The 25,197-nt window shown below is 71.7% G+C and carries 19 protein-coding genes and 1 tRNA gene; 18 read left to right on the top strand and 2 right to left on the bottom strand.

Annotated features, from left to right (window positions below; genetic code table 11):
• Positions 1-23: 23 nt before the first annotated feature.
• The 10 genes from HWD93_RS00225 (at position 24) to mfd (ending at position 13,470) form a co-directional block, all read left to right on the top strand.
• Entirely contained in the window at positions 24-860 is an 837-nt protein-coding gene (locus HWD93_RS00225) for a sugar phosphate isomerase/epimerase (RefSeq protein ID WP_261645672.1), read from the top strand.
• A complete protein-coding gene (locus HWD93_RS00220) occupies positions 857-2,053 on the top strand; it encodes a Gfo/Idh/MocA family protein (RefSeq protein WP_071303149.1) in 1,197 nt (398 codons plus the stop codon). The genes HWD93_RS00225 and HWD93_RS00220 overlap by 4 nt, the downstream gene beginning before the upstream one ends.
• The gene (locus HWD93_RS00215; RefSeq protein ID WP_261645671.1) at positions 2,050-2,937 is read left to right on the top strand and encodes a sugar phosphate isomerase/epimerase; all 888 of its coding nucleotides are present in this window, start codon (positions 2,050-2,052) and stop codon (positions 2,935-2,937) included. The genes HWD93_RS00220 and HWD93_RS00215 overlap by 4 nt, the downstream gene beginning before the upstream one ends.
• The gene (locus tag HWD93_RS00210) at positions 2,934-4,220 is read left to right on the top strand and encodes a mannitol dehydrogenase family protein (protein ID WP_261645670.1); all 1,287 of its coding nucleotides are present in this window, start codon (positions 2,934-2,936) and stop codon (positions 4,218-4,220) included. Before HWD93_RS00215 ends, HWD93_RS00210 begins: the two co-directional genes overlap by 4 nt.
• Complete coding sequence (manD, locus tag HWD93_RS00205; protein ID WP_229086823.1) at positions 4,217-5,569, top strand: D-mannonate dehydratase ManD; 1,353 nt, start codon at positions 4,217-4,219, stop codon at positions 5,567-5,569. Before HWD93_RS00210 ends, manD begins: the two co-directional genes overlap by 4 nt.
• Before the next feature lie 17 nt (positions 5,570-5,586).
• Positions 5,587-6,546: a hypothetical protein gene (locus HWD93_RS00200; RefSeq protein ID WP_261645669.1), complete on the top strand. Its 960-nt coding sequence runs from the start codon at positions 5,587-5,589 to the stop codon at positions 6,544-6,546.
• Between the two features lie 321 nt (positions 6,547-6,867).
• Positions 6,868-8,253, top strand: a complete 1,386-nt coding sequence (locus HWD93_RS00195) for an RbtT/DalT/CsbX family MFS transporter (RefSeq protein ID WP_261645668.1) — start codon at positions 6,868-6,870, stop codon at positions 8,251-8,253.
• Between the two features lie 278 nt (positions 8,254-8,531).
• The gene (locus HWD93_RS00190; protein ID WP_261645667.1) at positions 8,532-9,164 is read left to right on the top strand and encodes a 50S ribosomal protein L25/general stress protein Ctc; all 633 of its coding nucleotides are present in this window, start codon (positions 8,532-8,534) and stop codon (positions 9,162-9,164) included.
• Between the two features lie 30 nt (positions 9,165-9,194).
• Positions 9,195-9,779, top strand: a complete 585-nt coding sequence (pth, locus tag HWD93_RS00185; RefSeq protein ID WP_070416779.1) for an aminoacyl-tRNA hydrolase — start codon at positions 9,195-9,197, stop codon at positions 9,777-9,779.
• A gap of 79 nt (positions 9,780-9,858) precedes the next feature.
• Positions 9,859-13,470: a transcription-repair coupling factor gene (mfd, locus tag HWD93_RS00180; RefSeq protein WP_261645666.1), complete on the top strand. Its 3,612-nt coding sequence runs from the start codon at positions 9,859-9,861 to the stop codon at positions 13,468-13,470.
• Between the two features lie 286 nt (positions 13,471-13,756).
• Here the strand turns inward: mfd and nhaA are convergent, their stop codons facing one another.
• Positions 13,757-14,935, bottom strand: coding sequence for a Na+/H+ antiporter NhaA (gene nhaA / locus HWD93_RS00175; protein ID WP_261645665.1), 1,179 nt, complete (start codon positions 14,933-14,935; stop codon positions 13,757-13,759).
• A gap of 121 nt (positions 14,936-15,056) precedes the next feature.
• Between nhaA and HWD93_RS00170 the strand changes: the two genes are divergently transcribed.
• From HWD93_RS00170 to HWD93_RS00135, 8 genes are all read left to right on the top strand, one after another.
• Complete coding sequence (locus tag HWD93_RS00170; RefSeq protein WP_261645664.1) at positions 15,057-15,839, top strand: MazG family protein; 783 nt, start codon at positions 15,057-15,059, stop codon at positions 15,837-15,839.
• Positions 15,840-16,143: 304 nt separating this feature from the next.
• A complete protein-coding gene (gene hisS / locus HWD93_RS00165; RefSeq protein WP_261645663.1) occupies positions 16,144-17,388 on the top strand; it encodes a histidine--tRNA ligase in 1,245 nt (414 codons plus the stop codon).
• Between the two features lie 98 nt (positions 17,389-17,486).
• A complete protein-coding gene (gene eno, locus HWD93_RS00160; RefSeq protein WP_071294716.1) occupies positions 17,487-18,770 on the top strand; it encodes a phosphopyruvate hydratase in 1,284 nt (427 codons plus the stop codon).
• Positions 18,771-19,069: 299 nt separating this feature from the next.
• Complete coding sequence (locus tag HWD93_RS00155; protein WP_070416773.1) at positions 19,070-19,603, top strand: septum formation initiator family protein; 534 nt, start codon at positions 19,070-19,072, stop codon at positions 19,601-19,603.
• 35 nt (positions 19,604-19,638) lie between these two features.
• Entirely contained in the window at positions 19,639-20,187 is a 549-nt protein-coding gene (locus HWD93_RS00150) for a DUF501 domain-containing protein (RefSeq protein ID WP_229085142.1), read from the top strand.
• 43 nt (positions 20,188-20,230) lie between these two features.
• Positions 20,231-21,718, top strand: coding sequence for an NAD(P)/FAD-dependent oxidoreductase (locus tag HWD93_RS00145; RefSeq protein ID WP_070416771.1), 1,488 nt, complete (start codon positions 20,231-20,233; stop codon positions 21,716-21,718).
• Positions 21,719-21,790: 72 nt separating this feature from the next.
• Positions 21,791-21,864, top strand: a tRNA-Leu gene (locus HWD93_RS00140).
• 102 nt (positions 21,865-21,966) lie between these two features.
• Complete coding sequence (locus HWD93_RS00135; RefSeq protein WP_261645662.1) at positions 21,967-23,307, top strand: threonine/serine exporter family protein; 1,341 nt, start codon at positions 21,967-21,969, stop codon at positions 23,305-23,307.
• A gap of 94 nt (positions 23,308-23,401) precedes the next feature.
• On the opposite strand, the gene HWD93_RS00130 is transcribed toward HWD93_RS00135, so the two are convergent.
• On the bottom strand, positions 23,402-25,075 hold the full coding sequence (locus tag HWD93_RS00130) for a class I adenylate-forming enzyme family protein (protein ID WP_261645661.1): 1,674 nt from the start codon (positions 25,073-25,075) through the stop codon (positions 23,402-23,404).
• Positions 25,076-25,197 lie beyond the last annotated feature (122 nt).

Here is a 25,197-nt window from a genome sequence, read left to right as displayed (position 1 = left end):
GCTGGTCGCATGAAGGGAATGCAATGACCCAGCCCAGTTGGGAACTCTCCGGTTTCGGCGACGAGATCGACGCCGATCCGGCGATCCAGGTCGCGGTGCTGCAGGCGCTCGGCGCCAGCGCCATCGAGGTCCGCAGCGCGTGGGGGGTGAACGTCGTCGACCTCGACGAGGACCAGCTCGCCGGCCTGCACCGCCTGTTCGAGGAACGCGGGCAGACCGTGTCCGCCATCGCCTCGCCGATCGGCAAGGTGTCGGTCGACGAGCCCGTCGAGCACGAGGTCGGTCGACTCGGCCGCGCGATCGCCGCCGCGCACGCCCTCGGCACCACGAACATCCGGATCTTCTCGTTCTACTTCGAGGGGCGGCAGCCCGAGGACGTCCGCGACGACGTCCTCGTGCGGATGCGGGCCCTGGCCGACCTCGCCGAGCGCGAGGGCGTGACGCTGCTGCACGAGAACGAGAAGGACATCTACGGCGACGTCCCCTCGCGCGTGCTCGACATCGTCGAGAGCGTCGACTCGCCCGCGCTCCGCCTCGCCTGGGACAACGCGAACTACGTGCAGTGCGGCGTCAAGCCGTTCACCGACGGATGGGCGCAGCTCGCGCCGTACGTCGACTACCTGCAGGTCAAGGACGCCCTCGCCGCCGACTCGTCGGTGGTCCCCGCGGGTGAGGGCGACGGCGAACTGCTGCAGACCCTCACCGCGCTGCGCGACGCCGGGTACTCCGGCTACGCCTCGCTCGAGCCGCACCTCAGCGACTTCACCCACCTCGGCGGGTTCTCCGGCCCCGCGGCGTTCGGCCGCGCCGGTCGTGCCCTCCGGAAGCTCACCGACCAGATCGGAGTCACCCTGCGATGACCGAACCCACCCCGCTCAAGCTCGCCGTCGTCGGCGCCGGCGTCATCGGACGCCACCACGCCAAGGTCGCCGTCCACCACCCGGACCTGCAGGTCGTCGCCCTCGTCGACGCGATCCCCGCAGCGGCCACGAGCGCCGCCGACGAGATCGAGGCGATGGGCGTCACCCGCCCCATCACGACGTCGACCATCGAGGAAGCGATCGCGCAGACCGACATCGACGTCGTCGCGATCTGCTCGCCGTCCGGCATGCACGTCCAGCTGGCCGAGGCCGCCCTCGCCGCCGGCAAGCACGTCGTCATCGAGAAGCCCCTCGACACCACGATGCCCCGCGCACGGCAGATCGCCGCCCTCGCCGCCTCCGCACGAGCGCGCGGACTGGTGACGAGCGTCATCAGCCAGCACCGCTTCGACCCGGCCTCCGCCGCCGTCGCAGCAGCCGCCCACGACGGCGGGTTCGGCACCGTGACCTCCGGCCTCGCGAGCGTCGCCTGGTACCGCTCGCAGGGCTACTACGACTCCGGCGACTGGCGCGGCACCTGGGCGCTCGACGGCGGCGGCGCGGTGATGAACCAGGGCGTGCACACCGTCGACCTGCTCGTCTGGGCGCTCGGACGTCCGGTCGAGATCTCGGCGCAGACCGGCCTGCTCGCGCACGACCGGATCGAGGTCGAGGACACCGCGGTCGCCACCGTCCGGTTCGCCGGGGGAGCGCTCGGCGTCATCCACTGCACGACCGCCGCGTACCCGGGCCTCTCCGCCCGGTACGCCGTCTACGGCACGCACGGGTCCGCGATCGTCGACGACGACCGCCTGGCGTACTTCCACATCGCCCCCGACGCGGCGACGCTCGAGTCCGCGTCCACCACCGCGAACGCCACGGCGGTCGCCGGTGCGGTCGACCAGAAGGACGAGGTCGTCCCGCCGGAGCACGTCGTCGGCGGTCCGGCCGAACCCGACCACTTCGCCGCCGGTCACGCCCGGCAGTACACCGACATCGTCGAGGCGATCCGCGACGGCCGCGAACCCGGCGTCACGGTCGACGCGGCCCTCGTGTCCCTCGCCACCGTCCGCGGCCTCTACGTCAGCGCGACGCTCGGCAAGCCCGTCCGGATCGACGACGTGATCGAGGGCGCGTACGACGACGTCGTCCCCGTCGTCGGCGCACACGCAGCAGAAGGAGCCACCCGATGAAGTTCTCCGTGTTCACCGCCTCCACCCCCGACTGGACCCCGTCACAGGCCGCGCAGACGCTCGCCGAGCAGGGCTGGGACGGCATCGAGTGGCGCATCGTCGACGACCGTCCGGCCTCCGGCGAGGCCGTGCCCGCCGGGCGCTCGTTCTGGGCCGGCAACGACTCCACGTGGCAGTTCACCGGCATCGAGGACCAGGTCGGCGAGATCGCCCGCACCACCGACGCCGCCGGGCTGGAGTACTCCGGCATCGGCGGGTACCAGCAGGCGTCGAACCGTGACGGCGTCGACACCATGCTCCGCGTCACGAGCGAGCTCGGCGCCCGCCAGGTCCGCGTCTCGATGCCGATGTACCGGCAGGAGAAGGAGCGCACCGGCGAGACCTACACGCAGATCTTCGACCGCACCCGGGCGGACCTCGAGTGGGCCGTCTCCCGTGCGACGGAGCTGGGCGTGAAGGCGCTCGTCGAGCTGCACCACATGACGATCACGCCCTCGGCCTCGGCGGCGCTGCGGCTCGTCGACGGCCTCGACCCGGAGCACATCGGCGTCATCCACGACCTCGGCAACCTCGTGATCGAGGGCCACGAGGACCACCTCGCCGCGTTCGAGCTCCTCGGCCCGTACCTGGCCCACGCGCACGTGAAGAACGCCCGCTGGGTCGACACCGGCGACACCCGGGCCGACGGCAGCACGGTCTGGCAGAACGAGTGGGCACCGCTGCGCACCGGCCAGGCGTCCGTCTCCGAGTACCTCGACGCGCTCCGCCAGGTCGGCTACGACGGCTGGGTCACGATCGAGGACTTCTCCACCGACCTCCCGCTCGAGGCCCGCACCGCCGACAACCTGGCGTACCTGCGGTCCCTCGTACCGGTGTCGGCATGACCGATCGCCGACCCGGCATCGTGCACCTCGGGGTGGGTGCGTTCGCGCGCGCCCACCTCGCCTGGTACACGGCGCACGCCGACGGCGAGCCGTGGGGCATCACCGCCTTCACCGGACGCTCGCCGGACACGGCCGACGCGCTGGACGCCCAGGGATGCCGGTACACGCTCGTCACCCGGGCCGCCTCGGGCGACGACGCCGAGGTGGTCGACACGATCGTGGCCGCCCACCCGGGCAGCGACTCCTCGACCTGGAGGCACGTGGTCGCGTCCCCGGCGACCACCGTCGTCACGCTGACGGTCACCGAGCAGGGCTACCGGTCCGGTTCCGACGTCCCGGCCCGCCTGGTCGAGGGGCTCGAAGCCCGCCGCGCCGCGGGGTCGGGGCGCATCGCGCTCGTGAGCCTCGACAACCTGACCCACAACGGCGACGTGCTCCGTGACGCGGTGACGTCCGCCGTGTCCGACCCGGCGCTGCAGGACTGGGTCGACGCGAACGTCTCGTTCCCCTCGTCGATGGTCGACCGGATCACCCCGGCCACGACCGACGACGACGTGGCGGCACTGGCGGAGCTCCCCGGTGCGCTCGACGGCGACCGGGTGCCCGTGGTCACCGAACCCTTCGCGGAGTGGGTGCTCGAGGACGGCTTCGCGGGGATCGACCGTCCGGCGTGGGAGACCGCCGGCGTCCGCATCGTCGACGACGTCACCCCGTACGAGCAGCGGAAGCTCTGGCTCCTGAACGGGTCGCACTCACTGCTGGCGTACCTCGGCCTGCAGCTCGGCCACGAGACGGTCGCGGCAGCGATGGGCGACCCCGTCTGCCGGGCGGCCGTCGAGCAGCTCTGGGACGAAGCGGCGGTCGAACTCCCGCTGCCCGCGGCCGAGGTCGCCGCGGCACGCGACGCCCTGGTCGACCGGTTCGCGAACCCCCGGATCCGGCACACCCTCCGGCAGATCGCCGCCGGCGGCTCCGAGAAGCTCCCCGTCCGCGTGGTCGACGTGCTCCGGCACCGGCTGGACCGCGACCCGTCCGCGGGCATCGGTCCCGGTGCCGCGACCGCCATCGCGGCGTGGTGGCTGCACCTGACCGAGCAGCCCGACCTGGTGAGCGACGACGGAGCCCCCGGGGCAGACTCGGACGCGCACGACGTGCTGCGCGTCATCGCCCCCGACCTCGACACCACCCCCGTCGTCGCGGCGATCACCGCCGCGGCCGACCGCATCCGTGCCGCGCGGGACACCGCGGAGCGCACGAGAACCGACGAAGGAGTCCACGCATGACCGACACCACGACGAACCCCGCGGCCCCGGTGCCGGGTGCGACCGACGCCGGCGCGGCGACCGACCCGACCGCCGGACGTCCGGACACGTGGGCGTCGGCCGACCGTGGGCAACTGATCGACCGCGCCGAGGTCATCGTCACGAGCCCGAACCGCAACTTCGTGACGCTGAAGCTCACCACCGCCGACGGCGTCACCGGTCTGGGCGACGCCACCCTGAACGGTCGTGAGCTCGCCGTCGCCACCTACCTGTCCGAGCACGTCGTGCCGCTGCTGGTCGGCCGCGACGCGAGCCGGATCGAGGACGCCTGGCAGTTCCTCTACCGCTCGTCGTACTGGCGGCGGGGTCCGGTCACCATGGCCGCGATCGCCGCGGTGGACATGGCGCTCTGGGACATCAAGGGCAAGGTCGCGGGGATGCCCGTGTACCAGCTGCTCGGCGGCGCCTCCCGGACCGGGCTGATGGCGTACGGCCACGCCTCGGGCAAGGAGCTGCCGGAGCTGTTCGACTCCATCCGTGAGCACCAGTCCGAGGGCTACCGCTCGATCCGCGTGCAGACGGGCGTCCCCGGCCTCGAGTCGATCTACGGCATCGCGTCGAACAAGACGACGACGGGGAACGAGGGCGTCCGCTACGACTTCGAGCCCGCGCAGCGCGGTGCGTTCCCGGCGATGGAGGACTGGGACACCCGGGCGTACCTGCGCCACGTGCCCACCGTGTTCGAGGCCGTCCGGAACGAGTTCGGCCCCGAACTGCCCCTGCTGCACGACGGCCACCACCGGATGACCCCGCTGCAGGCGGCGAAGCTCGGCAAGTCGCTCGAGCCCTACGACCTGTTCTGGCTCGAGGACTGCACCCCGGCCGAGAACCAAGAGGCCCTGAAGCTCGTCCGGCAGCACACCACGACGCCGCTCGCGATCGGCGAGGTCTTCAACACGATCTGGGACTTCAAGGACATCATCCGCGACCAGCTCATCGACTACGTCCGCGGCGCCGTGACCCACATGGGCGGCATCTCCCCGCTGAAGAAGACGATGGACTACGCCGCGATGTACCAGATCAAGTCCGGGTTCCACGGGCCGACCGACATCTCGCCGGTGGGCCTCGCGGCGCAGATGCACCTCGGGCTGGCGATCCACAACTTCGGCATCCAGGAGTACATGCAGCACGGCCCGAAGACGAACCAGGTGTTCCGGCAGACCTTCACCTTCACAGACGGGTACCTGCACCCCGGCGACGAGCCGGGCCTCGGGGTCTCGCTCGACGTCGACGAAGCGGGCAAGTACCCCTACGAGCAGGCGTACCTGCCCTTCAACCGCCTCGCCGACGGCACCGTCCACGACTGGTAGCGGGCAAGCTGGGCCGCATGGGGTTCGCGGACGTGGCGAGGGAACTGCTCCTCGTCGCGCCCGCGGACTTCGTCGCCGAGCGGACCGCGCGTCAGCGGGCGGTCCGGAAGGACGACCGTGCGCTCGCGACGGCGATCGGCGGCCTCAGGAAGCCCGCGCCCGCCGCGTGGGTCATCGACCTGCTGGCGCACGAGGGTGCACTGGACGAGGCCGTCGACCTCGGACCCGCCATCCGGCAGGCACAGGCGGACGCCGACCCGGCCGTCATCCGGAAGCTCCGGCGTCAGCGAGCGGGCGTGGTCGACGCGCTCACCCAGGCCGGTGCCGACCTCGCGTCCGATGCCGGGCACCCGGTGACGCCGGCCGTGCTCGACCAGGTGCGGGCGACGATCGAGGCCGCGATGGCGGACCCGCACGCCGGTGCCGCGGTGCGCTCCGGGCTCCTCGTCCGCGCGCTCGAGAGCGCCGGGTTCGACGACGTGGACCTCGACGGGGCGCTCGCCGATCCGGATGCGGTGCCCGATGCGTGGTCGGGCAGCGGCGCGGCGCCGATCCCCATCACGGAGGGGAGACGCGCGGCGGGGACGACCCGCGCCTCCCGGAAGCCCGACCGCGAGCCCGAACGTAAGCGGGACCGCAAGCCGGACCGCGAGCCGGACCGTACGCCGGACCGCGAGCCCGAGCCTGCCCCGGACTCCTCACCCGAGACCGACCCGGCCGCCGAACGCCGCGCAGCGCGCGAGGCCGAGACGGCCGCACGGACGGAGTCCCGCGACGCCGACGCCGCACTCGACGCGGCCGAGGACGCCCTCGCGACCGCCGAGGCCCGCCGGGCCGACCTCGAACGCCAGCTCGCCGAGGCCACCGCCGAGGTCACGCGACTCGAACACGCCCGCGACGATGCCGAGACCACGAGCGACCGACCCCGCGAGCTCCTCGCGGCCGCCCAGCACCACCGACGCGAGGTCGGCCGCTGACCGGAGCCCCTCCGACGTGGACTGACCAGTACCCCTCGAGCGGCCCCGGAGCCCACATCGTTACCCAACAGTTGTCGTTCTTGACGGACTGCGTTGGAGCGGTCTAATCTCGGGCACCATGCTTCGGGCCGGCGATGGTCCGCCGGGTCCGCCCCGACGACAGCACCGGGCGGCCCGGGTACAGGACTCGCATCATCGCCGACGCAGCACCCCACCCGCAGCCCCTGCGCGGGCGAGGTGCTGCGCGGCGCGCGGCGCACCCCGGAGACATGCCGCGATGCCGGGTCGAGCACTCCGGGGCCCCTCCAGGAGAGACGACACATGTCGGAACCCCGCACCGCCCGCACCACCACCCTCACGCCGCCGAACGGCGTCACCGCTCCCGAGTCCGGCACCGCCGCACCACCGCCCACACCACCAGCCGCCGCCGCCCGCGAGGGACTCCTCGCCCGCCTCGGCATCCCGCACCCGCTGCGCTGGGGCTTCCTCGGCGTCCTGGTCTTCATGACCGGCGACGGCATCGAGTCCAACTTCATCTCCCCGCACATCGCGGCTGCGCTCGGCTCCGGCGGGGTCGACAGCGCCGCGATGGTGATCGGCCTCTACGGCGTCGCGGTCCTCGTCGCGTCGTACTTCGCCGGCGTGCTGTCGGAGCTCTGGGGCCCGCGCCGGGTGATGACCATCGGCGCCGTGCTCTGGGTCGTGTTCCAGGTCGCGTTCCTCGCGGCGCTGCCCACCGGGTCGGTCGGCCTCATCGCGCTGACGTACTTCCTGCGGGGCCTCGGCTTCCCGCTGTTCGCGTTCTCGTTCCTCTGCTGGGTGAACCACACGGTCGCTCGCGAGCGGAACGCCACCGCCGTCGGCTGGTTCTACGTCGTGTTCACCGGCGGCCTGCCGACGCTCGGCTCGCTCATCGCGATCGGTACCATCCCCGCGTTCGGCGGCGGCCACACCGGGGAGACCTGGTCGATGGCGCTGTCGCTGCTCCTCGTCGCGGTCGGCTGGGCGGTCGTCCGGTTCGGCGTGCACGAGCCCACCGGCCTCGGTCGGATCGCGCCGCGCTCGCACTCCGCCGCCCGGGTGATCGCGAGCGGCATCGAGGTCTGCGTCAAGCGCCCGAAGGTCCTGCTCGCCGTCCTCATCCGGCTCGTGAACACCGCCCCGGAGTTCGGCATGTTCGTGATCATGCCCGCGATCATCGGCACGGAGCTCGGCTGGGGGCAGTCGAAGTGGCTGACGATGACCGTGATCGTCTACGCCGGCAACATCCTGTTCAACGCGTTCTTCGGCGCCCTCGGCGACCGCATCGGCTGGATCCGCACCGTGAAGTGGTTCGGCATCGGCGCCTCGGCGATCGGCCTGCTCGCGTGGTGGTACGTCCCGCACCTCGTGCCGGCCGGGTCCGAGTGGGGCTTCTGGCTGGCGACCGCCGCCGGCACCGTCTTCGGCATCATGCTCGCCGGGTTCACGCCGATGGGCGCGATCGTCCCCGCCTTCGCCGGCGAGGACCGCCGTGGCGCCGCGATGGCCATGTACGCCACCGCAGCGGGTGGTGCGACGTTCCTCGGCAACGCCGTCGTCAGCGCCGTGCTGCCCTGGGGCGGCCCCGGCGGCGTCGTCTGGACGTTCGTCGGCCTCTACGTGCTCGCGTTCGTGGTGCTGTCCTTCCTCAAGGTGCCGAAGGGCGCCGAAGCGGCGGGCCACTGACGCGACCACCTGCGGCCTGGAGGCGCGGTGCGGGCCCGCACCGCGCCTCCAGGCCGCCTGTACCGACGTCCAGGGCACGGTGCGACACGCCCGGATCGGTCCTGCTAGACTCGGTGACTGACTTCGGCGAGGGCCGCGCATGCGCGGCCGTGATCGACGCGGTGGGAGACCCGGCCCAGCTTGGGAACGTTCCTCACGCGTGCACGCGTTCGAGTTGCAACACCACAGACCCCCACGATGCCGGCACCCCGGTGTCGTCCCCGAGACCAGGAGACACCATGGCCGACTACACCAAGCTCGCAGCGGAAGTCCGCACCAAGTTCGGCAAGGGCGCTGCTCGCAAGTTCCGTGCCGCCGACAAGATCCCCGCGGTCGTCTACGGCCACGGCACCGAGCCGAAGCACATCACGCTGCCCGGCCACGAGACCATGCTGCTCGTCCGCACCGCCAACGCGGTCGTCGACCTCGACATCGAGGGTGCGGCCCAGCTCGCCCTCGTCAAGGACGTCCAGCGTGACCCGGTGCGCCAGATCATCGAGCACATCGACCTCGTGGTCCTGCGCCGCGGCGAGAAGGTCACGGTCGACGTGCCCGTCGTCGTCGAGGGCGAGTCCTTCTCCGGCACCATCCACGTGCAGGACCTCAACACGGTCTCGCTCCTGGTGCTCGCCACGTCGATCCCCGAGCACGTCGTCGTCGACGTCGAGGGCCTCGAGGACGGCACGCAGATCCACGCCTCGCAGCTCCAGCTCCCCGAGGGCGCCGAGCTCGAGACCGATGCCGAGGCACTCGTCGTCGCGATCGTCACCCCGCGTGGCACCGCGGACGACGACGCCGCCGACGAGGCCGCTGCCGAGGCGGGCGCCGAGGCCGGTGCCGAGGGCGGCTCCGCCCCGGTCGACGGCGAGTAACACCCCTTCGCGGACATCTGGCCGACGCTGATGACAGGCAAGACGCTCGTCGTGGTCGGGCTCGGGAACCCCGGGCCCGGCTACGCGGGCAACCGTCACAACGTCGGCCAGATGGTCCTCGACGAACTCGCCGCCCGCATGGGCGCGACGTTCAAGAAGCACAAGACCCCGAACCAGGTCGCCGAGGGGCGCCTGGTTCCCGGGGGACCCCGCCTGGTGCTCGCCAAGCCCGGGTCGTTCATGAACACCTCGGGTGGCCCGGTCTCGAGCGTGCTCGGGTTCTACAGCGCCACCCCGGCCGACCTCGTCGTCGTGCACGACGAGCTGGACCTGCCGTTCGACACCGTCCGCCTGAAGGGCAGTGGCGGGCACGGCGGCCACAACGGCCTGCGCGACATCATCAAGGCCACGGGGACCAACGAGTTCACCCGCGTGCGGATCGGCATCGGCCGACCCCCCGGGCGCCAGGACCCGGCCGACTACGTGCTGCGCGACTTCTCGCCGACCGAGAAGAAGACGCTGCCGAACCTGCTGGCGGACGGCGCGGACGCGGTCGAGGCGATCGCGGACCTCGGGCTCCTCGCCGCACAGCAGCGCGTGCACGCCCCGTCCTGAGCGGCGCTGCCCGGTGCCGTGCGTTCGCCGGTCGCGCACACAGCGGCCGGTGTCAGTGGTGGCCGGTACCATCTCGTGAGTGACGATCTCGGGCATCATCCCTGCGCTCTCGCGCGCCTCCGCGTTCGATCGCGTCCTCCGTGCCGCTCCCCGTGACGCCGACTTCTCGGTCGTCGACGGTCTGCGCGTGCCGCTGCTCGGCGCCCTGCTGGCCGAACGCACCGGGCCGCAGTGCGTCTTCGTGATCACGGCCACCGGGCGAGAGGCCGAGGCCGTCCGCGCATCGGTCGGCAGCTACCTCCCCGATGCCGAGGTCCTCGAGTTCCCCGCGTGGGAGACCCTGCCGCACGAACGGCTCAGCCCGAGCGCGCAGACCGTCGGCACGCGCATCGCGACCCTCCGGAAGCTCGCCGCGTGGCAGGACGCCCCCGTGACCGAGCGCCGCACGACCGTGGTGGTGGCGAGCGTCCGGGCGGCGCTGCAGCCGATCGCGGGCAACCTCACCGCCCTCGCGCCGATCGCCCTTCGCACCGAGTCCCGCGGCAACGACCTCGGCACCATCGCCGGGCAGCTCGTGGACATGGCGTACGCCCGGGTCGACCTCGTCACCCGCCGCGGTGAGTTCGCCGTGCGCGGCGGCATCCTCGACGTCTTCCCGCCGACGGCCGACCACCCGGTCCGCGTCGACTTCTTCGGTGACGAGATCGAGGCGATCAAGGCCTTCTCCGTCGCTGACCAGCGCACCACCGACGACGACCTCGGCTCCGTCGAGCTCACGGCCTCGCGCGAACTCCTGCTGAGCGACGACGTCCGGCAGCGGGCGCGCGAGATGCTGCACGAGTTCCCGAACCTCTCCCAGATGCTCGCGAAGATCGCCGAGGGGATCCCGGTCGAGGGCATGGAGTCCCTCGCCCCCGCGCTCGTGCAGGACCTCGTGCCGGTCACGAACTACCTGCCGGACGACTCCGTCATCGCGGTGTTCTCGCCCGAGCGGGTGAGCGGCCGCGCGCACAGCCTCGCCGAGACGAACACCGAGTTCCTGCAGGCCGCCTGGAGCGCCGCGGTCGCCGGTGCGCAGGCGCCGATCGACCTCGACGCCGGCAACTTCCTCACCGTCCAGCAGCTCAAGAACGGCCGTGGGCAGCGCACCTGGTGGACGGTCTCCCCGTTCGACTCCGGGCTGGACGAGGGCGACGCCGAGCGCGTGCTCACCGACGCCGAAGCCGTGGCCGAGGCGGGCGACTACATCCGCGTCCGGGCCGAGGCGATCCCGAGCTTCGCCGGCAGCGCGGACGGCGCGATCGCGCACGTGAAGCAGCTCACCGACGACGGGTGGGCCGTCGTGGTGACCGCCCAGGGCCAGGGGCTGGTCGAACGGGCGGTGCAGGTGCTCGCCGACGCGGGGGTCGCCGCCCGTGCCGAAACCGTCACCGCGCCTCCCGAGCCCGGCGTCGCCGTCGTCACGACCGCCACCGTCGAGCACGGCTTCGCCACCCCGGATCCGCGCATCGCGGTCCTCAGCGAGGCCGAGTTCTACGGCCGCAGCGTCCAGCAGGGCGCGCGCACCGTCAAGAAGCTCGCGAGCCGGCGGAAGAACGTCGTCGACCCGCTGCAGCTCAAGCCCGGGGACGTCGTCGTGCACGCCACGCACGGCATCGGCAAGTTCGTCGAGCTCGTCTCGCGCGAGGTGAGCTCCGGCGGCCGCAACGCGGTGAAGACCCAGCGCGAGTACCTGGTGCTCGAGTACGCGCCGTCGAAGCGCGGGTACCCGGGCGACAAGCTCTTCGTGCCGACCGACCAGCTCGACCAGCTCTCGCGGTACGTCGGCGGCGAGTCCCCGACCCTGTCGAAGATGGGCGGCTCGGACTGGGCCTCGGCGAAGTCGAAGGCGCGCAAGGCCGTCCGCGACATCGCCGTCGACCTCGTGAAGCTCTACTCCGCGCGGATGGCGTCGAAGGGGCACGCGTTCGGCCCGGACACCCCGTGGCAGCGCGAGTTGGAAGAGGCGTTCCCGTTCGCCGAGACCGCCGACCAGCTCACCACCATCGACGAGATCAAGCGCGACATGGAGCGGCCGATCCCGATGGACCGCCTGCTCTCCGGCGACGTCGGCTACGGCAAGACCGAGGTCGCGATCCGTGCCGCGTTCAAGGCAGTGCAGGACGGCAAGCAGGTCGCGGTGCTCGTCCCCACGACACTCCTCGTGCGCCAGCACATGGAGACCTTCCAGGAGCGCTTCGCCGGCTTCCCCGTGCACCTGCGCGCCCTCAGCCGGTTCCAGACCGAGAAGGAGTCGAAGGAGACCATCGCGGGCCTCGCCGACGGCACGGTCGACATCGTCATCGGCACCCACCGGATCCTGTCGCAGGGCATCCAGTTCAAGGACGTCGGCCTGGTCATCATCGACGAGGAACAGCGGTTCGGCGTCGAGCACAAGGACCAGCTCAAGAAGCTCAAGACGAACGTCGACGTCCTGGCGATGTCCGCGACGCCGATCCCGCGCTCGCTCGAGATGGCGGTCACCGGCATCCGCGAGATGTCCACCCTCGCCACCCCACCAGAGGACCGCCACCCGATCCTCACCTTCGTCGGGCCGCAGTCCGACCTGCAGGTCGCCGCCGCCATCCGCCGCGAGCTCCTGCGCGAGGGACAGGTGTTCTACGTGCACAACCGCGTGAAGGACATCCAGTCCGTCGCCGCGCACCTCGCCGAGATCGTCCCGGACGCCCGCATCGCCGTCGCGCACGGGCAGATGTCCGAGTCGACGCTCGAGCAGGTGATGGTCGACTTCTGGGAGCGCCGGTTCGACGTCCTCGTCTCGACCACCATCATCGAGACCGGCCTCGACATCGCGAACGCGAACACGCTCATCATCGACAAGGCGGACAAGTACGGGCTGTCGCAGCTGCACCAGCTGCGCGGTCGTGTCGGCCGAGGGCGTGAGCGCGGGTACGCGTACTTCCTCTACGACGCCGAGAAGCCCCTGTCCGAGACCGCCCAGGACCGCCTCGAGACCATCGCCGCGAACAACGAGCTCGGCGCGGGCATGCAGGTCGCCATGAAGGACCTCGAGCTCCGCGGGGCGGGCAACCTGCTCGGCGGGGAGCAGTCCGGCCACATCGCGGGCGTCGGGTTCGACCTCTACCTGCGCATGATCGGCGAGGCCGTCTCGCAGTTCCGCGGGGACGTCGCCGAGGGGCAGACCGAGCTCCGGCTCGAGATCCCCGTCGACGCGCACATCCCGGACGACTACGTCGAGTCCGAGCGGCTCCGGCTCGAGGCGTACCAGAAGCTCTCCGCCGCCTCCGCCCCCGCGGCGCAGGCCGAGGGCATCGACATGGTCCTCGACGAGCTCACCGACCGGTACGGCCAGCCACCGCAGGCCGTGCTCACCCTGGTCGAGGTCTCGCGCCTCCGCCGGATGGCGCAGCAGGTCGGGCTCTCCGACGTCGTCGTCATGGGGTCGAACCTGCGCGTCGCGGGCAAGGAACTCGCCGACTCGGCGCAGGTGCGGCTCAAGCGGATGTTCCCGGGCGCCCGGTGGTTCCCGCAGCAGGACGCGGCGAGCATCCCGCTGCCGAAGCCGCACGGTGAGACCCTGCCGGACGCTGCGCTCATCCAGTGGGTCGAGAGCATCCTGACGGCCGTGTACGGGGCGTCGAAGGCGCCGGCGGAGACGCCGGCGGCGTAGTAAGGCGGGCTGCCGTCGCGCGCGTGCGTGGCGACGGACGGGAGGCGCGGTGCCAGCTGGCGCCGCGCCTCCCGTCCGTCGGTGGTCGCGTCGTGGGCGCGTGCGCGCCGGTGTGCGCGGGACGCTTGCGTCCGTGCGCATCATCCGACGTTCCGCCGGTCGATCGACGCGTGCAAAGTCGGAACGTGCGCGCGCATCTCTTGCGCGTGCATCGTCCGACGTTCCGCCAGTCGATCGACGCGTGCACTGTCGGAACAGGCGCGCGCACGGACCCCGCGCGACCCCGCTACTCGGTCGCCTCGGCCTCGGAGAGCTCCCGCCGCGCCCGGTACCGCCGCGCCCGCAGGCTGACCACGACGGCGGAGGCCACGATCGCGATGCCCGAGCCGACGAGGACGGCGAGCACCCCCTCGTCGAGGATCGCCTCGTTGCGGGCGAAGGCGAGCTCGTTCATGAGCAGCGAGACCGTGAACCCGATCCCGCCGAGCACGCCCACCGTGACGATCGACCAGAACGACAGCGTCGAGCGGCCCGGCGCCCGGAAGATCCGGGTCGCGACAGCCCCGAACAGCGTGATGCCGATCACCTTGCCGACCGGCAGCGCGAGCACCACCGCCCAGAACGTCGGCGACAGCTCCCCGATGCCGACGGCGGGCACCACCACGGCGGCCGACGCGAAGGCGAACACCGGCAGGACGATCGCGTTCGACCACGGCTCGACGTTGCCGTGCAGCGTGTGCCCGGGGCGGCGCGGCAGGACGAGCCCGAGCGCCACGCCCGCGATCGTCGCGTGCACGCCCGAGTGGTACACGAGCCACCACGTCAGGACACCGAGCACGACCATGCCCGCGATGACCCAGGCCTGGCCGGGACGCCCGGGGCGCAGGGCGTTGCCGAGCAGCCAGAAGAGCGCGAGCACGACGACGGCGCCGGCGAGCGCGAGGAAGTCGGTGTCGTGCGCGAACACGACGGCGATGATGATGATCGCGATGAGGTCGTCGAGCACCGCCAGGGCCAGCAGGAACACCCGGAGCGTCGAGGGCAGCCCACGACCGAACATCGCCAGGACGCCGAGTGCGAAGGCGATGTCCGTCGCGGTCGGGATCGGCCACCCGTGCCCGTACGGCGTCCCCGCGGTCACGACGAGGTAGATGCCGGCCGGGACGAGCACGCCGCCGACCGCCGCGATCGCGGGGACGACCGCCGTCTTCGGGTTCGACAGCTCACCGGCGACGAGCTCGTGCTTCAGCTCGATCGCCACGAGCAGGAAGAACACCGCGAGCAGCCCGTCACTGATCCAGTGCGACACCGAGAGGTCGAGTCCGACCGCACCCCACGGGGCCTGCACGTGCAGGAGGTGCTCGAGGCCGGGGCCGAGCGGCGAGTTCGCCACGACGAGCCCGAGGACCGCCGCGGTGAGGAGTGCGATGGCGCTGAAACGGGGGGAACGGACGATTGCCGGCATGGAACTCCGTCGGAGAAGGGTCGGGTGGGAGATCGTCGACCAGACTTCCCGACACGCCACGTACAGCATACCGGCCGACCCTCCGCGGCGTCCACGGTGTGCTGCGTGGCACGATGAGCGCATGACCGCCGTCTCGGACCTCGTCACCGTCGTCGACCGCCTGCTCGACCCCGCCGGAGGGTGCGTCTGGAACCGCGCCCAGACCCATGCCTCGCTGGCGCGGTACGCGGTCGAGGAGTCGTACGAGCTGGTCGACGCGATCGACTCCGGGGACGACGACGAACTCCGCGAGGAGCTCGGCGACGTGCTCTACCAGGTGGTCCTCCACGCGGGACTCGCGGAGTCGTTCGACCTCGAGGACGTGGCCGCCGGCGCCCGGGACAAGATGGTGCGCCGGCACCCGCACGTGTTCGGGGACGAGCGGGCGGACACCGTGGAGGACGTCGTGCGCGTCTGGCGGGCGGCCAAGGCTGCGGAGAAGTCCTCGCGGCGGAGCGTCTTCGACGGGGTCCCTCGGGCGATGCCGCCGATGGAGCGGGCCGTGAAGCTGCTGGAACGCCTGGAGGAACGGGGGGACTCCGACGCGGTCGTCGCCTCCGTCGTCGCGGCGGCGGGCGCGGGGGCGCGGTCGGGAGGCGCGGGTGGCGTCCCGGACGCCGGTGCTGCGGGTGCGGGGGCGCGATCGGGGGCCGCGGGTGCGGTTCCGGACGCGGGTGCGGTTCCGGACACGGGTCCTGGTCGGGAGGTGCGGGTGGAAGGCGCCGGTGGTGCCGTCGTGGACGCCGGGTGGGGGACCGCCGTGCTCGCGATGATCGCGGAGGCGCGTGGCACCGGGATCGACCCGATCGCGAGTCTGCGTGCCGCGGTCGCGGAGCTGGAGTCGGCCGGCCGCGTCGGAGAGTGAGGCGACCTGCCGCGCGCGAGCGGTGCGGGTGCGGGTGCGGGGTGCTGGGGGCGTACGCGAGGGAAGTGCGGGCGTCCTCCCAACCCGAAAAAAGGAGGACGCCCGCGAGTGGGCCGACGGCACCACCAGGGATGCGGTGCCGATGGAGCAGCCCACTCGAACCGCGGGGCACACTGCAGCACGTTGCCCACGCGATCGGTTCGTCGGATGGATCAGGCACCCGTCGAACCGAGGTTCTGGATGAAGAATATCAGCCGGTCGGAACGTGTGCAAGCCGGGGAGGTCGATCTGCCAGAATCGACCCATGGCTCCGACCGTGACGGCTCCCCGTGGCATGCGTGACTTCCTCCCGGCAGACAAGGCCCGGCGCGAGCACGTCCTCGGCGTGATCCGCGACGTGTACGCGCGCCACGGGTTCGACGAGATCGAGACCCCGGTCGTCGAGGACGCCGCCCGCCTGCACTCGGGCCTCGGCGGCGACAACGAGAAGCTCGCGTTCGCGGTCATGAAGCGCGGGCTCTCCACCGAGGACCTGCAGCACGCCGGTGCGCCGCTCGACCTCGCCGACCTCGGGCTGCGGTTCGACCTCACCGTGCCCCTCGCGCGCTTCTACGCCACGCACCGGGCCGAGTTGCCGTCGGTGTTCCGGTCGGTGCAGATCGCCCCGGTCTGGCGTGCCGAACGCCCGCAGAAGGGGCGCTACCGGCAGTTCGTGCAGTGCGACATCGACATCCTCGGTGAGCCCGGGCAGCTCGCCGAGATCGAACTCATCCGGGCGACGACCGCTGCCCTCGACGCGCTCGGGATCCAGGGCACCACGATCCGGATCAACGACCGCCGGATCCTCCTCGCGCTCCTCGGGTCGTGGGGGATCACCGACCCGACCGCGGCCGACCGTGCGCTCATCGCGATCGACAAGCTCGACAAGATCGGGCCGGACGGCGTGGCGGCAGAGCTCCGCGAGACCGTCGGCGTCGAGCTCCCCGGGCGCGAGGACACGATCCGCACGCTCGAGACCGCCGACTGGGACGCCGTCGGAGGAGCCACGTGGCTCGACACCGACGCGTTCGAGGACCTGCAGCGGCTCCGTTCGGCGCTCCCGGGCGTCGACCTGCGCTTCGACCCGACACTCGTCCGTGGCATGGGCTACTACACGGGCACGATCTTCGAGGTCGCGCACCCCGACTTCGGCTACAGCCTCGGCGGTGGTGGGCGCTACGACGGCATGATCGGCCGGTTCCTCGGTCAGGACGTGCCCGCGGTCGGGTTCTCCCTCGGGTTCGAGCGGCTCGTCGACCTCGTCACGCTCCCGGAGTCCGCTGAGTCCGACGCCGTCGTGCTCGTGTACGACAAGGACGTCGACCCGGTCCGGCTCGCGGCGCTCAAGGCCGAAGCGCTCGAGGGGCACCGTCGTGTCCGGCTCGAGCGACGCACGAAGAACATGAAGAACCTGCTCGCGGGACTCGTCGCGCAGGGCTTCGACGCGTTCGCCTCCGTGGGTGCCGACACGCACTCGCTCGAGGGTGTGGAGTTCCGCCCGCTGGCGTGAGTTCTCCACAGTCGCCCGTCATGCACGCCTCGTGTTCACCCGCGCCTCGCTAGGATCGACTCCGCAATCACCACAACCGAACGTGTAGGGAGTACCCCGTGGCCCAGATCGACGCCGTAGGCGCACGCGAAGTCCTCGATTCCCGAGGCAACCCGACGGTCGAGGTCGAGGTCCTGCTCGACGACGGGGTCGTCTCGCGCGCACTCGTCCCGTCCGGCGCCTCCACCGGTGCGTTCGAGGCGTACGAGCTCCGTGACGGAGACGCTTCCCGCTACGGCGGCAAGGGTGTCCTCAAGGCCGTCGACGCGGTCCTCGACGAGATCGGTCCGGCGCTCGAGGGCTTCGACGCCACCGACCAGCGCCTCGTCGACGCCGCGCTCATCGAGCTCGACGGCACCGAGAACAAGTCGCGCCTCGGTGCGAACGCGATCCTCGGCGCCTCGCTCGCCGTCGCACGCGCGGCCGCCGACTCGGCCGACCTGCCGCTGTTCCGCTACCTCGGCGGCCCGAACGCGCACACGCTGCCCGTCCCGCTCATGAACGTCGTCAACGGTGGCGCGCACGCCGACACCAACGTCGACATCCAGGAGTTCTTCCTCGTGCCCTACGGCGCCGAGTCGTTCTCCGAGGCGCTCCGCTGGGGCGTCGAGACGTACCACGCGCTCAAGGGCGAGCTGAAGAAGCAGGGCCTCGCGACCGGCCTGGGCGACGAGGGCGGCTTCGCCCCGGAGCTCGCGTCCAACCGCGCCGCGCTGGACTTCCTGCTCGCCGCGATCGAGAAGGCCGGGTTCACGCCGGGCAAGGACATCGCGCTCGGCCTCGACGTCGCCTCCACCGAGTTCTTCCACGACGGCAAGTACGCGTTCGAGGGCAAGCAGCTCTCCGGCGAGGAGTTCACGGCCTACTTCGCCGAGCTCGTCCGCGACTACCCGCTCGCCACGATCGAGGACCCGCTGGCCGAGGACGACTGGGCCGGCTGGTCGCACCTGACCGCCGAGCTCGGCGACAAGGTGCAGATCGTCGGTGACGACCTGTTCGTCACGAACCCGACGCGCCTGCAGCGGGGCATCGACGAGAAGGCCGCGAACTCGATCCTCGTCAAGGTGAACCAGATCGGCACCCTGACCGAGACGCTCGACGCCGTCTCCCTCGCGCAGCGCCACGGCATGACGGCGATCCTGTCGCACCGCTCCGGCGAGACCGAGGACACCACGATCGCGGACATCGCGGTCGCGGTCGACGGTGGCCAGATCAAGACCGGCGCCCCGGCCCGCTCGGACCGTGTCGCGAAGTACAACCAGCTGCTCCGCATCGAGGAAGAGCTCGGCGACGCCGCGGTCTACGCGGGCCGCTCGGCCTTCCCGCGCTCGGCTTCCCTGTAACCAGCGCCTCCGCGAGACGCCGTCCTCCCGCGGGAGGGCGGCGTCTCGTCGTTCGGGCGCCGAGGTCGCACGGCATGCCGCGCGCCGACCGTCGAGGTCGCACGAACGGCCGCCTCAGCCGGACGCGGGCGACCGATCGTGCGACCTCAGCGGATCGCCCGCGGCGTGTTGCGCGACCGCGTGCCGGGCGCTGGCAGCGTTCCGGGGGTGCGCCGCGCCTCCTGGATCGCCCGCTGAGAGGGCGCCGAACGGCCGCGTGCCGACCGCCAGCAGGCCCGCCGGCGGGTTATCGTCGGACCGTGCCCAGCCAGAAGCCCCGTGTCCGCCGCGTCCCCGTGGCGCTGCCCGAGGGCGGCTCGTCCGAGCAGCCGTGGTACCGCTCGATCCGGTTCTCCGGGTTCAGCCTGCTCATGCTGGCCATCATCGTGCTGTTCGTCGTCGTGCTCGCGCCGTCACTCCGGACCCTGATCCAGCAGCAGGAGCAGATCGCCCAGCAGCAGCGCGAGGTCGCGAGTCAGAAGGCCGACGTCGCCCAGAAGAAGAAGGACGTCGCGCGCTGGGACGACCCCGCGTACATCGAGGCGCAGGCTCGGGACCGACTGCTCTACGTGTACCCGGGCGAGGAGAGTTACCTCGTGATGGGCAGCGAGAACCGGAAGGCCGAGTCGACGCCGACGACCGATTCCGGCACGCCCGTGAGCTCGACCGTGCAGACGCCGAAGGTCGACTGGGTGCAGGCGATGCTGTCGTCGGTGCTGACCTCAGGGCTCACCGACGAGACCACGCAGCAGCTGGTCGCACCGGACGTCTCCGGCACCGGCGACACGAAGTAGGACGACGCGCGGGACTCCGGTAGGCTCACGTACCCGTGACGACCCCTCCCTTCGACCCGCCCTCCGAACGCGACATCCAGGTCGTCTCGGCGCAGCTCGGCCGACCGGCGCGTGACGTCATCGGGATCGCTGCTCGCTGCGTCTGTGGCAACCCCACCGTCGTGTCCACGAAGCCCCGGCTGTCGAACGGCACCCCGTTCCCGACGCTGTACTACCTGTGCCATCCCGCGGCCACCGCTGCGGTCAGCACCCTCGAGGCCAACCAGGTCATGCCCGAGCTGGCAGCCCTGCTCGAGGACCCGACCGTCGCCGAGCAGTACCGCGCGGCGCACGAGTCCTACCTCGCCGATCGCGAGTCGATCGAGCACGTCGACGAGATCGACGGCATCACCGCGGGTGGCATGCCCACCCGCGTGAAGTGCCTGCACGCCCTCGTCGGCCACGCCCTCGCCGCCGGACCCGGCGTCAACCCCATCGGCGACCTCGCGCTCGAGCGCGTGAGCTGGTCGCCTGCCCGGTGTGAGTGCCGGGCGTATGATGAGGGAGCAGACGCCGGAGTCGGGGCGGGTGGCGGCGAATTCTGACCAGCCTCCCGGCAACCACCCCACTCCAAGGAGATCATCCACCGTGCCCAAGATCCTCGTCGTCGGCGGCGGTTACGCCGGCTTCTACACCGCCTGGAAGCTCGAGAAGCACCTTCGTCAGGGCGAAGCCGAGGTCGTCATGGTCGACCCGCTGCCGTACATGACGTACCAGCCGTTCCTCCCCGAGGTCGCCGCCGGTTCCATCGAGCCGCGTCACGCCGTCGTCTCCCACCGCCGTCACCTCAAGAAGACGCGCGTCGTCACCGCCAAGGTCACGAAGGTCGACCACGCCAGCAAGACGGCGACGATCACCCCGGCCGAGGGCGAGGCGTGGGAGGAGTCCTACGACCAGATCGTCATGACCGCGGGTGCGGTCTCGCGTACCTTCCCGATCCCGGGCGTCGCCGACGAGGCGATCGGCCTGAAGACGATCGAAGAGGCCGCGGCGATCCGCGACAAGATCCTCACGAACTTCCACAAGGCAGCGACCCTGCCGGCCGGCCCGGAGCGTGACCGCCTGCTGACCGTCGTCGTCGTCGGTGGTGGCTTCGCCGGCATCGAGGTGTTCGCCGAGCTCCGCTCGTTCGTCTCCGACCTGCTCAAGAGCTACCCCGAGCTGTCGTTCGACGACACGCACTTCCACCTCGTCGAGGCGATGGGCCGCATCATGCCCGAGGTGTCGCTCGAGACGTCGCACTGGGTGCTCAAGAACCTCGCGCAGCGCGGCGCCACGGTGCACCTCGAGACGCAGCTGGCCTCGGCGGTCGGCGGCGTCTGCGAGCTCAAGACCAACGACGGCGCGATCGAGAAGATCGAGTCCGACCTCATCATCTGGACCGCCGGTGTCATGGCGAACCCGATGGTCAAGGGCACGGACCTCCCGCTCGAGCAGCGTGGCCGCATCCGCGTGCAGCCCGACCTGCGCGTGGTCGACGACAACGGCGTGATCGCCGACGCGTGGGCCTGTGGTGACGTCGCGGCCGTGCCGGACCTCACCGGTGGTGGCGTCGGCGGGTTCTGCGTGCCGAACGCCCAGCACGCCGTCCGTCAGGCGAAGCAGCTCGCGAAGAACCTCGTCGCGACGATCCGCGGCGAGGCGACGACCGACTACAAGCACGAGAACCTCGGTGCCGTCGCCGGCCTCGGTCTCGGCATCGGTGTCTTCCAGTCCGGCAAGTTCGCCATGAAGGGCTTCCTGGCCTGGGGCGCACACCGCGGCTACCACGGCCTGGCGATGCCGTCGTGGGAGCGCAAGTGGCGCGTCATCGGCGACTGGGTCGGTGGCTTCTTCCTCGGCCGCGACATCGCGTCGCTCGACGACCGCGAGACCCCGCGTGCTGCGTTCGAGGCGTTCGCGTCCCGTCCGAAGCCTGCAGCCGAGGCCCCCGCGGCACCGGTCGAGGCGTCGAAGCCGACCACCGCTCCGGAAGAGGGCAAGCCTGCCGGTGCGGCCGGTCCCGCGTACGGCGAGCCGGCGAAGGACGTCTCGAACGACGCCGAGCCGGTGAAGGCCGAGGCGGACGCCAAGTAGCGACACGCTCCAGACGAGGCGGTCACCCCACGGGGTGGCCGCCTCGTCTTCGTCGGTAGGCTGTTGCGGCCCGCCCCCGTGGCCCAATCGGTAGAGGCATGCGACTTAAAATCGCCGAGTTGTGGGTTCGAGTCCCACCGGGGGTACCGAGGTGGCGGACGACGTTTCGCGCTCGGCGACACTTCACGGCGTCACCCGCGCGTGCACTGTCGCGCAGCGCGAAACCCCGCCCCCGCTACCATTCTCGGGTGGTCGGATTCGGAAGCGCGCTCGCGAACCTGCGGAACGCCCTCGGCCGACCAGAGGCCCACGTCGAGGTGGTCGACGGCGAGACCGTCCCCACCGGCATGCTGCTCGGCACGCTGGGCGCCCTCCTCCTCGACGCCGGCAGCTCGGTGACCGACGTCCGTTCGGCGCTCGAGAAGGCCCGCGACGCCGCCGGGGTCGGGCCGACGCTCGCCGTCGGGGTCCTCCCCGCCCTCGTCATGGTGAGCGAGGTCGCCACCGGCGCCGCCACCATCGTCAACGCCGAGGGCGTCGAGCTCTCGAGCCGCCAGGCCGCCCGGGCGAACCGGCTCGTGCTCGGCCTCGAGAGCGGCTCGATCGCCCTCGCCGAGATCCCCGCACGCGTTCGTGCGATCCGCGCCGGGACCGTCCCACCGCCGGCACTGCCGTGGATCCTCGGCAACGCCCTGACCTCGGCCGGACTCGCGGTGGTGTTCCGCTGCCCGTGGTGGGCGATCCTCGTGGCACTGGCCGTCGGAGCCCTCGTCGGCGTGATCGGCCTCCTGCTGCGCCGCTTCCGCGAGGCCGTGGCGATCATCCCGTTCCTCGCGGCGTTCGTGTCCACGACGATCGTCGGGCTCGTCGCCGCCGGCACGGGCTTCGACCACGTCCCGCTCTTCGCCGTGTGCGCCCCCGTGGCCGTGTTCGTGCCGGGAGCCCTCATCACCAACGCCCTGCTCGAGCTCACCGCGGCCGACATCGTGACCGGGTCCTCGCGGCTCGTGCAGGGGCTCATCATGCTCGGGTTCATGGCCGCGGGCATCGCGTCGGGGAGCGCGCTGACCGGGCTGCACGTCGACCCGTCCTCGGCGGCACTCGTCGGCGAGGTCGCCGGCGTCGGCACGGACCGCGGCGGGTGGGAGGCCGTGCCGTCCTACTGGGTGTCGTGGGTGGCGGTGGTCGGACTGGCCGTCGGCCTCGGCCTGGTCTTCCGGTCGGGGTGGCGGCTCACGCTCGTGTCCGTTGCGGTCATGGTCACGGCCTACGCGCTGGTGAGCGGGACGACGCCGCTGTGGGGGAGCGTCGTCGCCACCGGTGCGACCGCCGCGCTGCTGTTCGTCGCGACGCGACTGCTGGAGCGGCTGGTGCCGGCGATCCCGGCGACGGTCTCGTTCTTCCCGGCGTTCCTGCTGCTCGTGCCGGGGACGGTCGGGCTCGTCGCGGTCGCCACGTTCGACCCGGAGGCGCTGGCGAACCCGCTCGCGACGTTCGTCAGTCTCTGCATCGGCACGAAGATCGGCGGCCTGCTGCCGGGGCTGTTCGCACGGAACGCACCGCACCGCGGGGCCGACGCGACCCAGTAGACGCGCGCAGCGCGGAGAGCGCGGCAGTCGCCGTGGACGCGACCCACTGCGGGACGGGAGGCGCGGTGCCGGCCCGCACCGCGCCTCCAGGCCGTCACGGCGCGAGCAGGAGCCCCGCAGCCTGGTCGTCCACAGCCGTCGCCTTCGCGAGGTAGTGCACCTTCTTGCCCGTGGCGTTGTACGGCAGCTCGGTGACGAACCGGTAGAGCCGCGGCCGCTTGTAGCGGGCGAGGCCGGGGTGCGACGCGGTCCACTCCTCGAGGGCTGCGGCGGCTTCGACGTCGTCCTCCGGCAGCCGCCCGGGCGCACGGACGACGTACGCCGTCACGACCTCGCCCCAGCGCTCGTCGGGGACGCCGACCACGATCGCGTCGGCGACGCCCGGGTGCTCCTGCAGTGCGGCCTCGACCTGCACGGGGTGGACGTTCTCGCCGCCGGAGATGATCATGTCGTCCTTGCGCCCGACGACCGTCACGCGCTCGTGCTCGTCCCACGTGGCGAGGTCGCCCGGGTAGAACCAGCCGTTCGCGAACTTCTCGGCCTCGAGCCCGGGGTTGCGGTACGAGTAGCCGGACTTCACGGTGCGGACCGCGAACTCGCCGATCTCCGAACCGTCCTTCGGCACGGTGTCGCTCGGGTCGGCGAGGCGGTCCTCGTAGACGCGGACAACGGCGACGTCGTCGTCGGTGGAGGCTCGGCCGGTCGACCCGGCACCGTCGGGGAAGTCCTCGGGGCGGAGGAAGGTGTTCCAGAAGGTCTCAGTCGTGCCGTAGCCGTTGAAGATGCGGGGCGACAGGAGCTCCTGGTACCGGAGCGCCGCGGCCCGGTCCAGCGGTGCGCCCATCGTCACGATGCCGTTGAGGGAGGACAGGTCGCGGGGCCGCTGCTCCTGGGCGTTCGCGAGCTGCACGAGGTTCGGCGGGGCGCCGATGAGGAACGTCAGATGCTCGGACTCGACCAGGTCGAGCACACGGTCGGCGTCGAAGTGCCGGAGCGTGGTGAGTTCGGCGCCGACGTAGAACACCGGGTTCGGGCCGCCGGAGTAGAGACCGCCGCGGTGGAAGAGCGGCGACATGTTGAGGGTCTTGTCGAACGGGCTCAGCGGGAAGTGCATGATCACGTCGTGGGCGCTGAGGACCTCGACGAGGCTCGGCAGCGGCACGGGCTTCGGCCGCCCGGTCGTGCCGCTCGTGTACAGGCGCGTCGTCTCGTCGTAGGTGCTGCGGGGCTCGGACTCGGCGAGCTCGTCGGCGGTGACGGGGTCGCTGGTGAGGAGCGCGGCGAAGTCGACGTCGCCGGGCCGGGTTCCGTCGCCGACCACGACGACGTGCTCGGGCGTGTGGTCGGAGCTGGCGAGCGCGGCCGTGATGTCGGTCGAGCGGGCGGCGTCGTGGACGAGGACCACGGGGGCGGAGTCCTCGATGATGAACGCGACCTCGTCCGACGCGAGTCGGAAGTTGGTGGGGGAGAACACCGCGCCGATGCGGTGGGCCGCCAGGTACAGGATCGCGAACTCGGGGGAGTTGAACAGCTCGACCATGACCACGGAGCCGCGACCGACCCCGTGGCGCACGAGCCACCCGGCGACGCGGTCGACGTCGGCGCCGAGCTCGGCGTACGTCCACGAGCGGTCGGTGTCGGGATCGCGGAGCGCCGGTCGGCCGGCGAAGCGGTGGGTGTTCCGGGCGAAGCCGTTGGCGTACGTGTAGCTGTGCTCGAAGACGTCGCGGAAGCGGGTCGGGTCGTAGTCGGATCGGGTCTCGGTCATCGTCGCTCCCAGCAGCGGTCGTGGTGCTGCACGCACCGTCCGTGGTACGGCGCGCTCCGTTCGTGGTGTCGCGCGCACCGCTCGTCAGCGTATCCGTGCAGCGAGCCTCGGCGGCAGCCCGA

Source organism: Curtobacterium sp. C2H10 (assembly GCF_025407985.1).
GTDB lineage: Bacteria > Actinomycetota > Actinomycetes > Actinomycetales > Microbacteriaceae > Curtobacterium.
This window is presented reverse-complemented; position numbering and strand designations above follow the sequence as displayed.

Excerpts from the sequence above, each read along its gene's own strand:
- HWD93_RS00225 (WP_261645672.1), top strand. The coding sequence starts at position 24 with ATGACCCAGCCCAGTTGGGAACTCTCCGGTTTCGGCGACGAGATCGAC.
- HWD93_RS00220 (WP_071303149.1), top strand. The coding sequence starts at position 857 with ATGACCGAACCCACCCCGCTCAAGCTCGCCGTCGTCGGCGCCGGCGTC.
- HWD93_RS00215 (WP_261645671.1), top strand. The coding sequence starts at position 2,050 with ATGAAGTTCTCCGTGTTCACCGCCTCCACCCCCGACTGGACCCCGTCA.
- HWD93_RS00210 (WP_261645670.1), top strand. The coding sequence starts at position 2,934 with ATGACCGATCGCCGACCCGGCATCGTGCACCTCGGGGTGGGTGCGTTC.
- manD (WP_229086823.1), top strand. The coding sequence starts at position 4,217 with ATGACCGACACCACGACGAACCCCGCGGCCCCGGTGCCGGGTGCGACC.
- HWD93_RS00200 (WP_261645669.1), top strand. The coding sequence starts at position 5,587 with ATGGGGTTCGCGGACGTGGCGAGGGAACTGCTCCTCGTCGCGCCCGCG.
- HWD93_RS00195 (WP_261645668.1), top strand. The coding sequence starts at position 6,868 with ATGTCGGAACCCCGCACCGCCCGCACCACCACCCTCACGCCGCCGAAC.
- HWD93_RS00190 (WP_261645667.1), top strand. The coding sequence starts at position 8,532 with ATGGCCGACTACACCAAGCTCGCAGCGGAAGTCCGCACCAAGTTCGGC.
- pth (WP_070416779.1), top strand. The coding sequence starts at position 9,195 with ATGACAGGCAAGACGCTCGTCGTGGTCGGGCTCGGGAACCCCGGGCCC.
- nhaA (WP_261645665.1), bottom strand. The coding sequence starts at position 14,935 with ATGCCGGCAATCGTCCGTTCCCCCCGTTTCAGCGCCATCGCACTCCTC.
- HWD93_RS00170 (WP_261645664.1), top strand. The coding sequence starts at position 15,057 with ATGACCGCCGTCTCGGACCTCGTCACCGTCGTCGACCGCCTGCTCGAC.
- hisS (WP_261645663.1), top strand. The coding sequence starts at position 16,144 with ATGGCTCCGACCGTGACGGCTCCCCGTGGCATGCGTGACTTCCTCCCG.
- HWD93_RS00130 (WP_261645661.1), bottom strand. The coding sequence starts at position 25,075 with ATGACCGAGACCCGATCCGACTACGACCCGACCCGCTTCCGCGACGTC.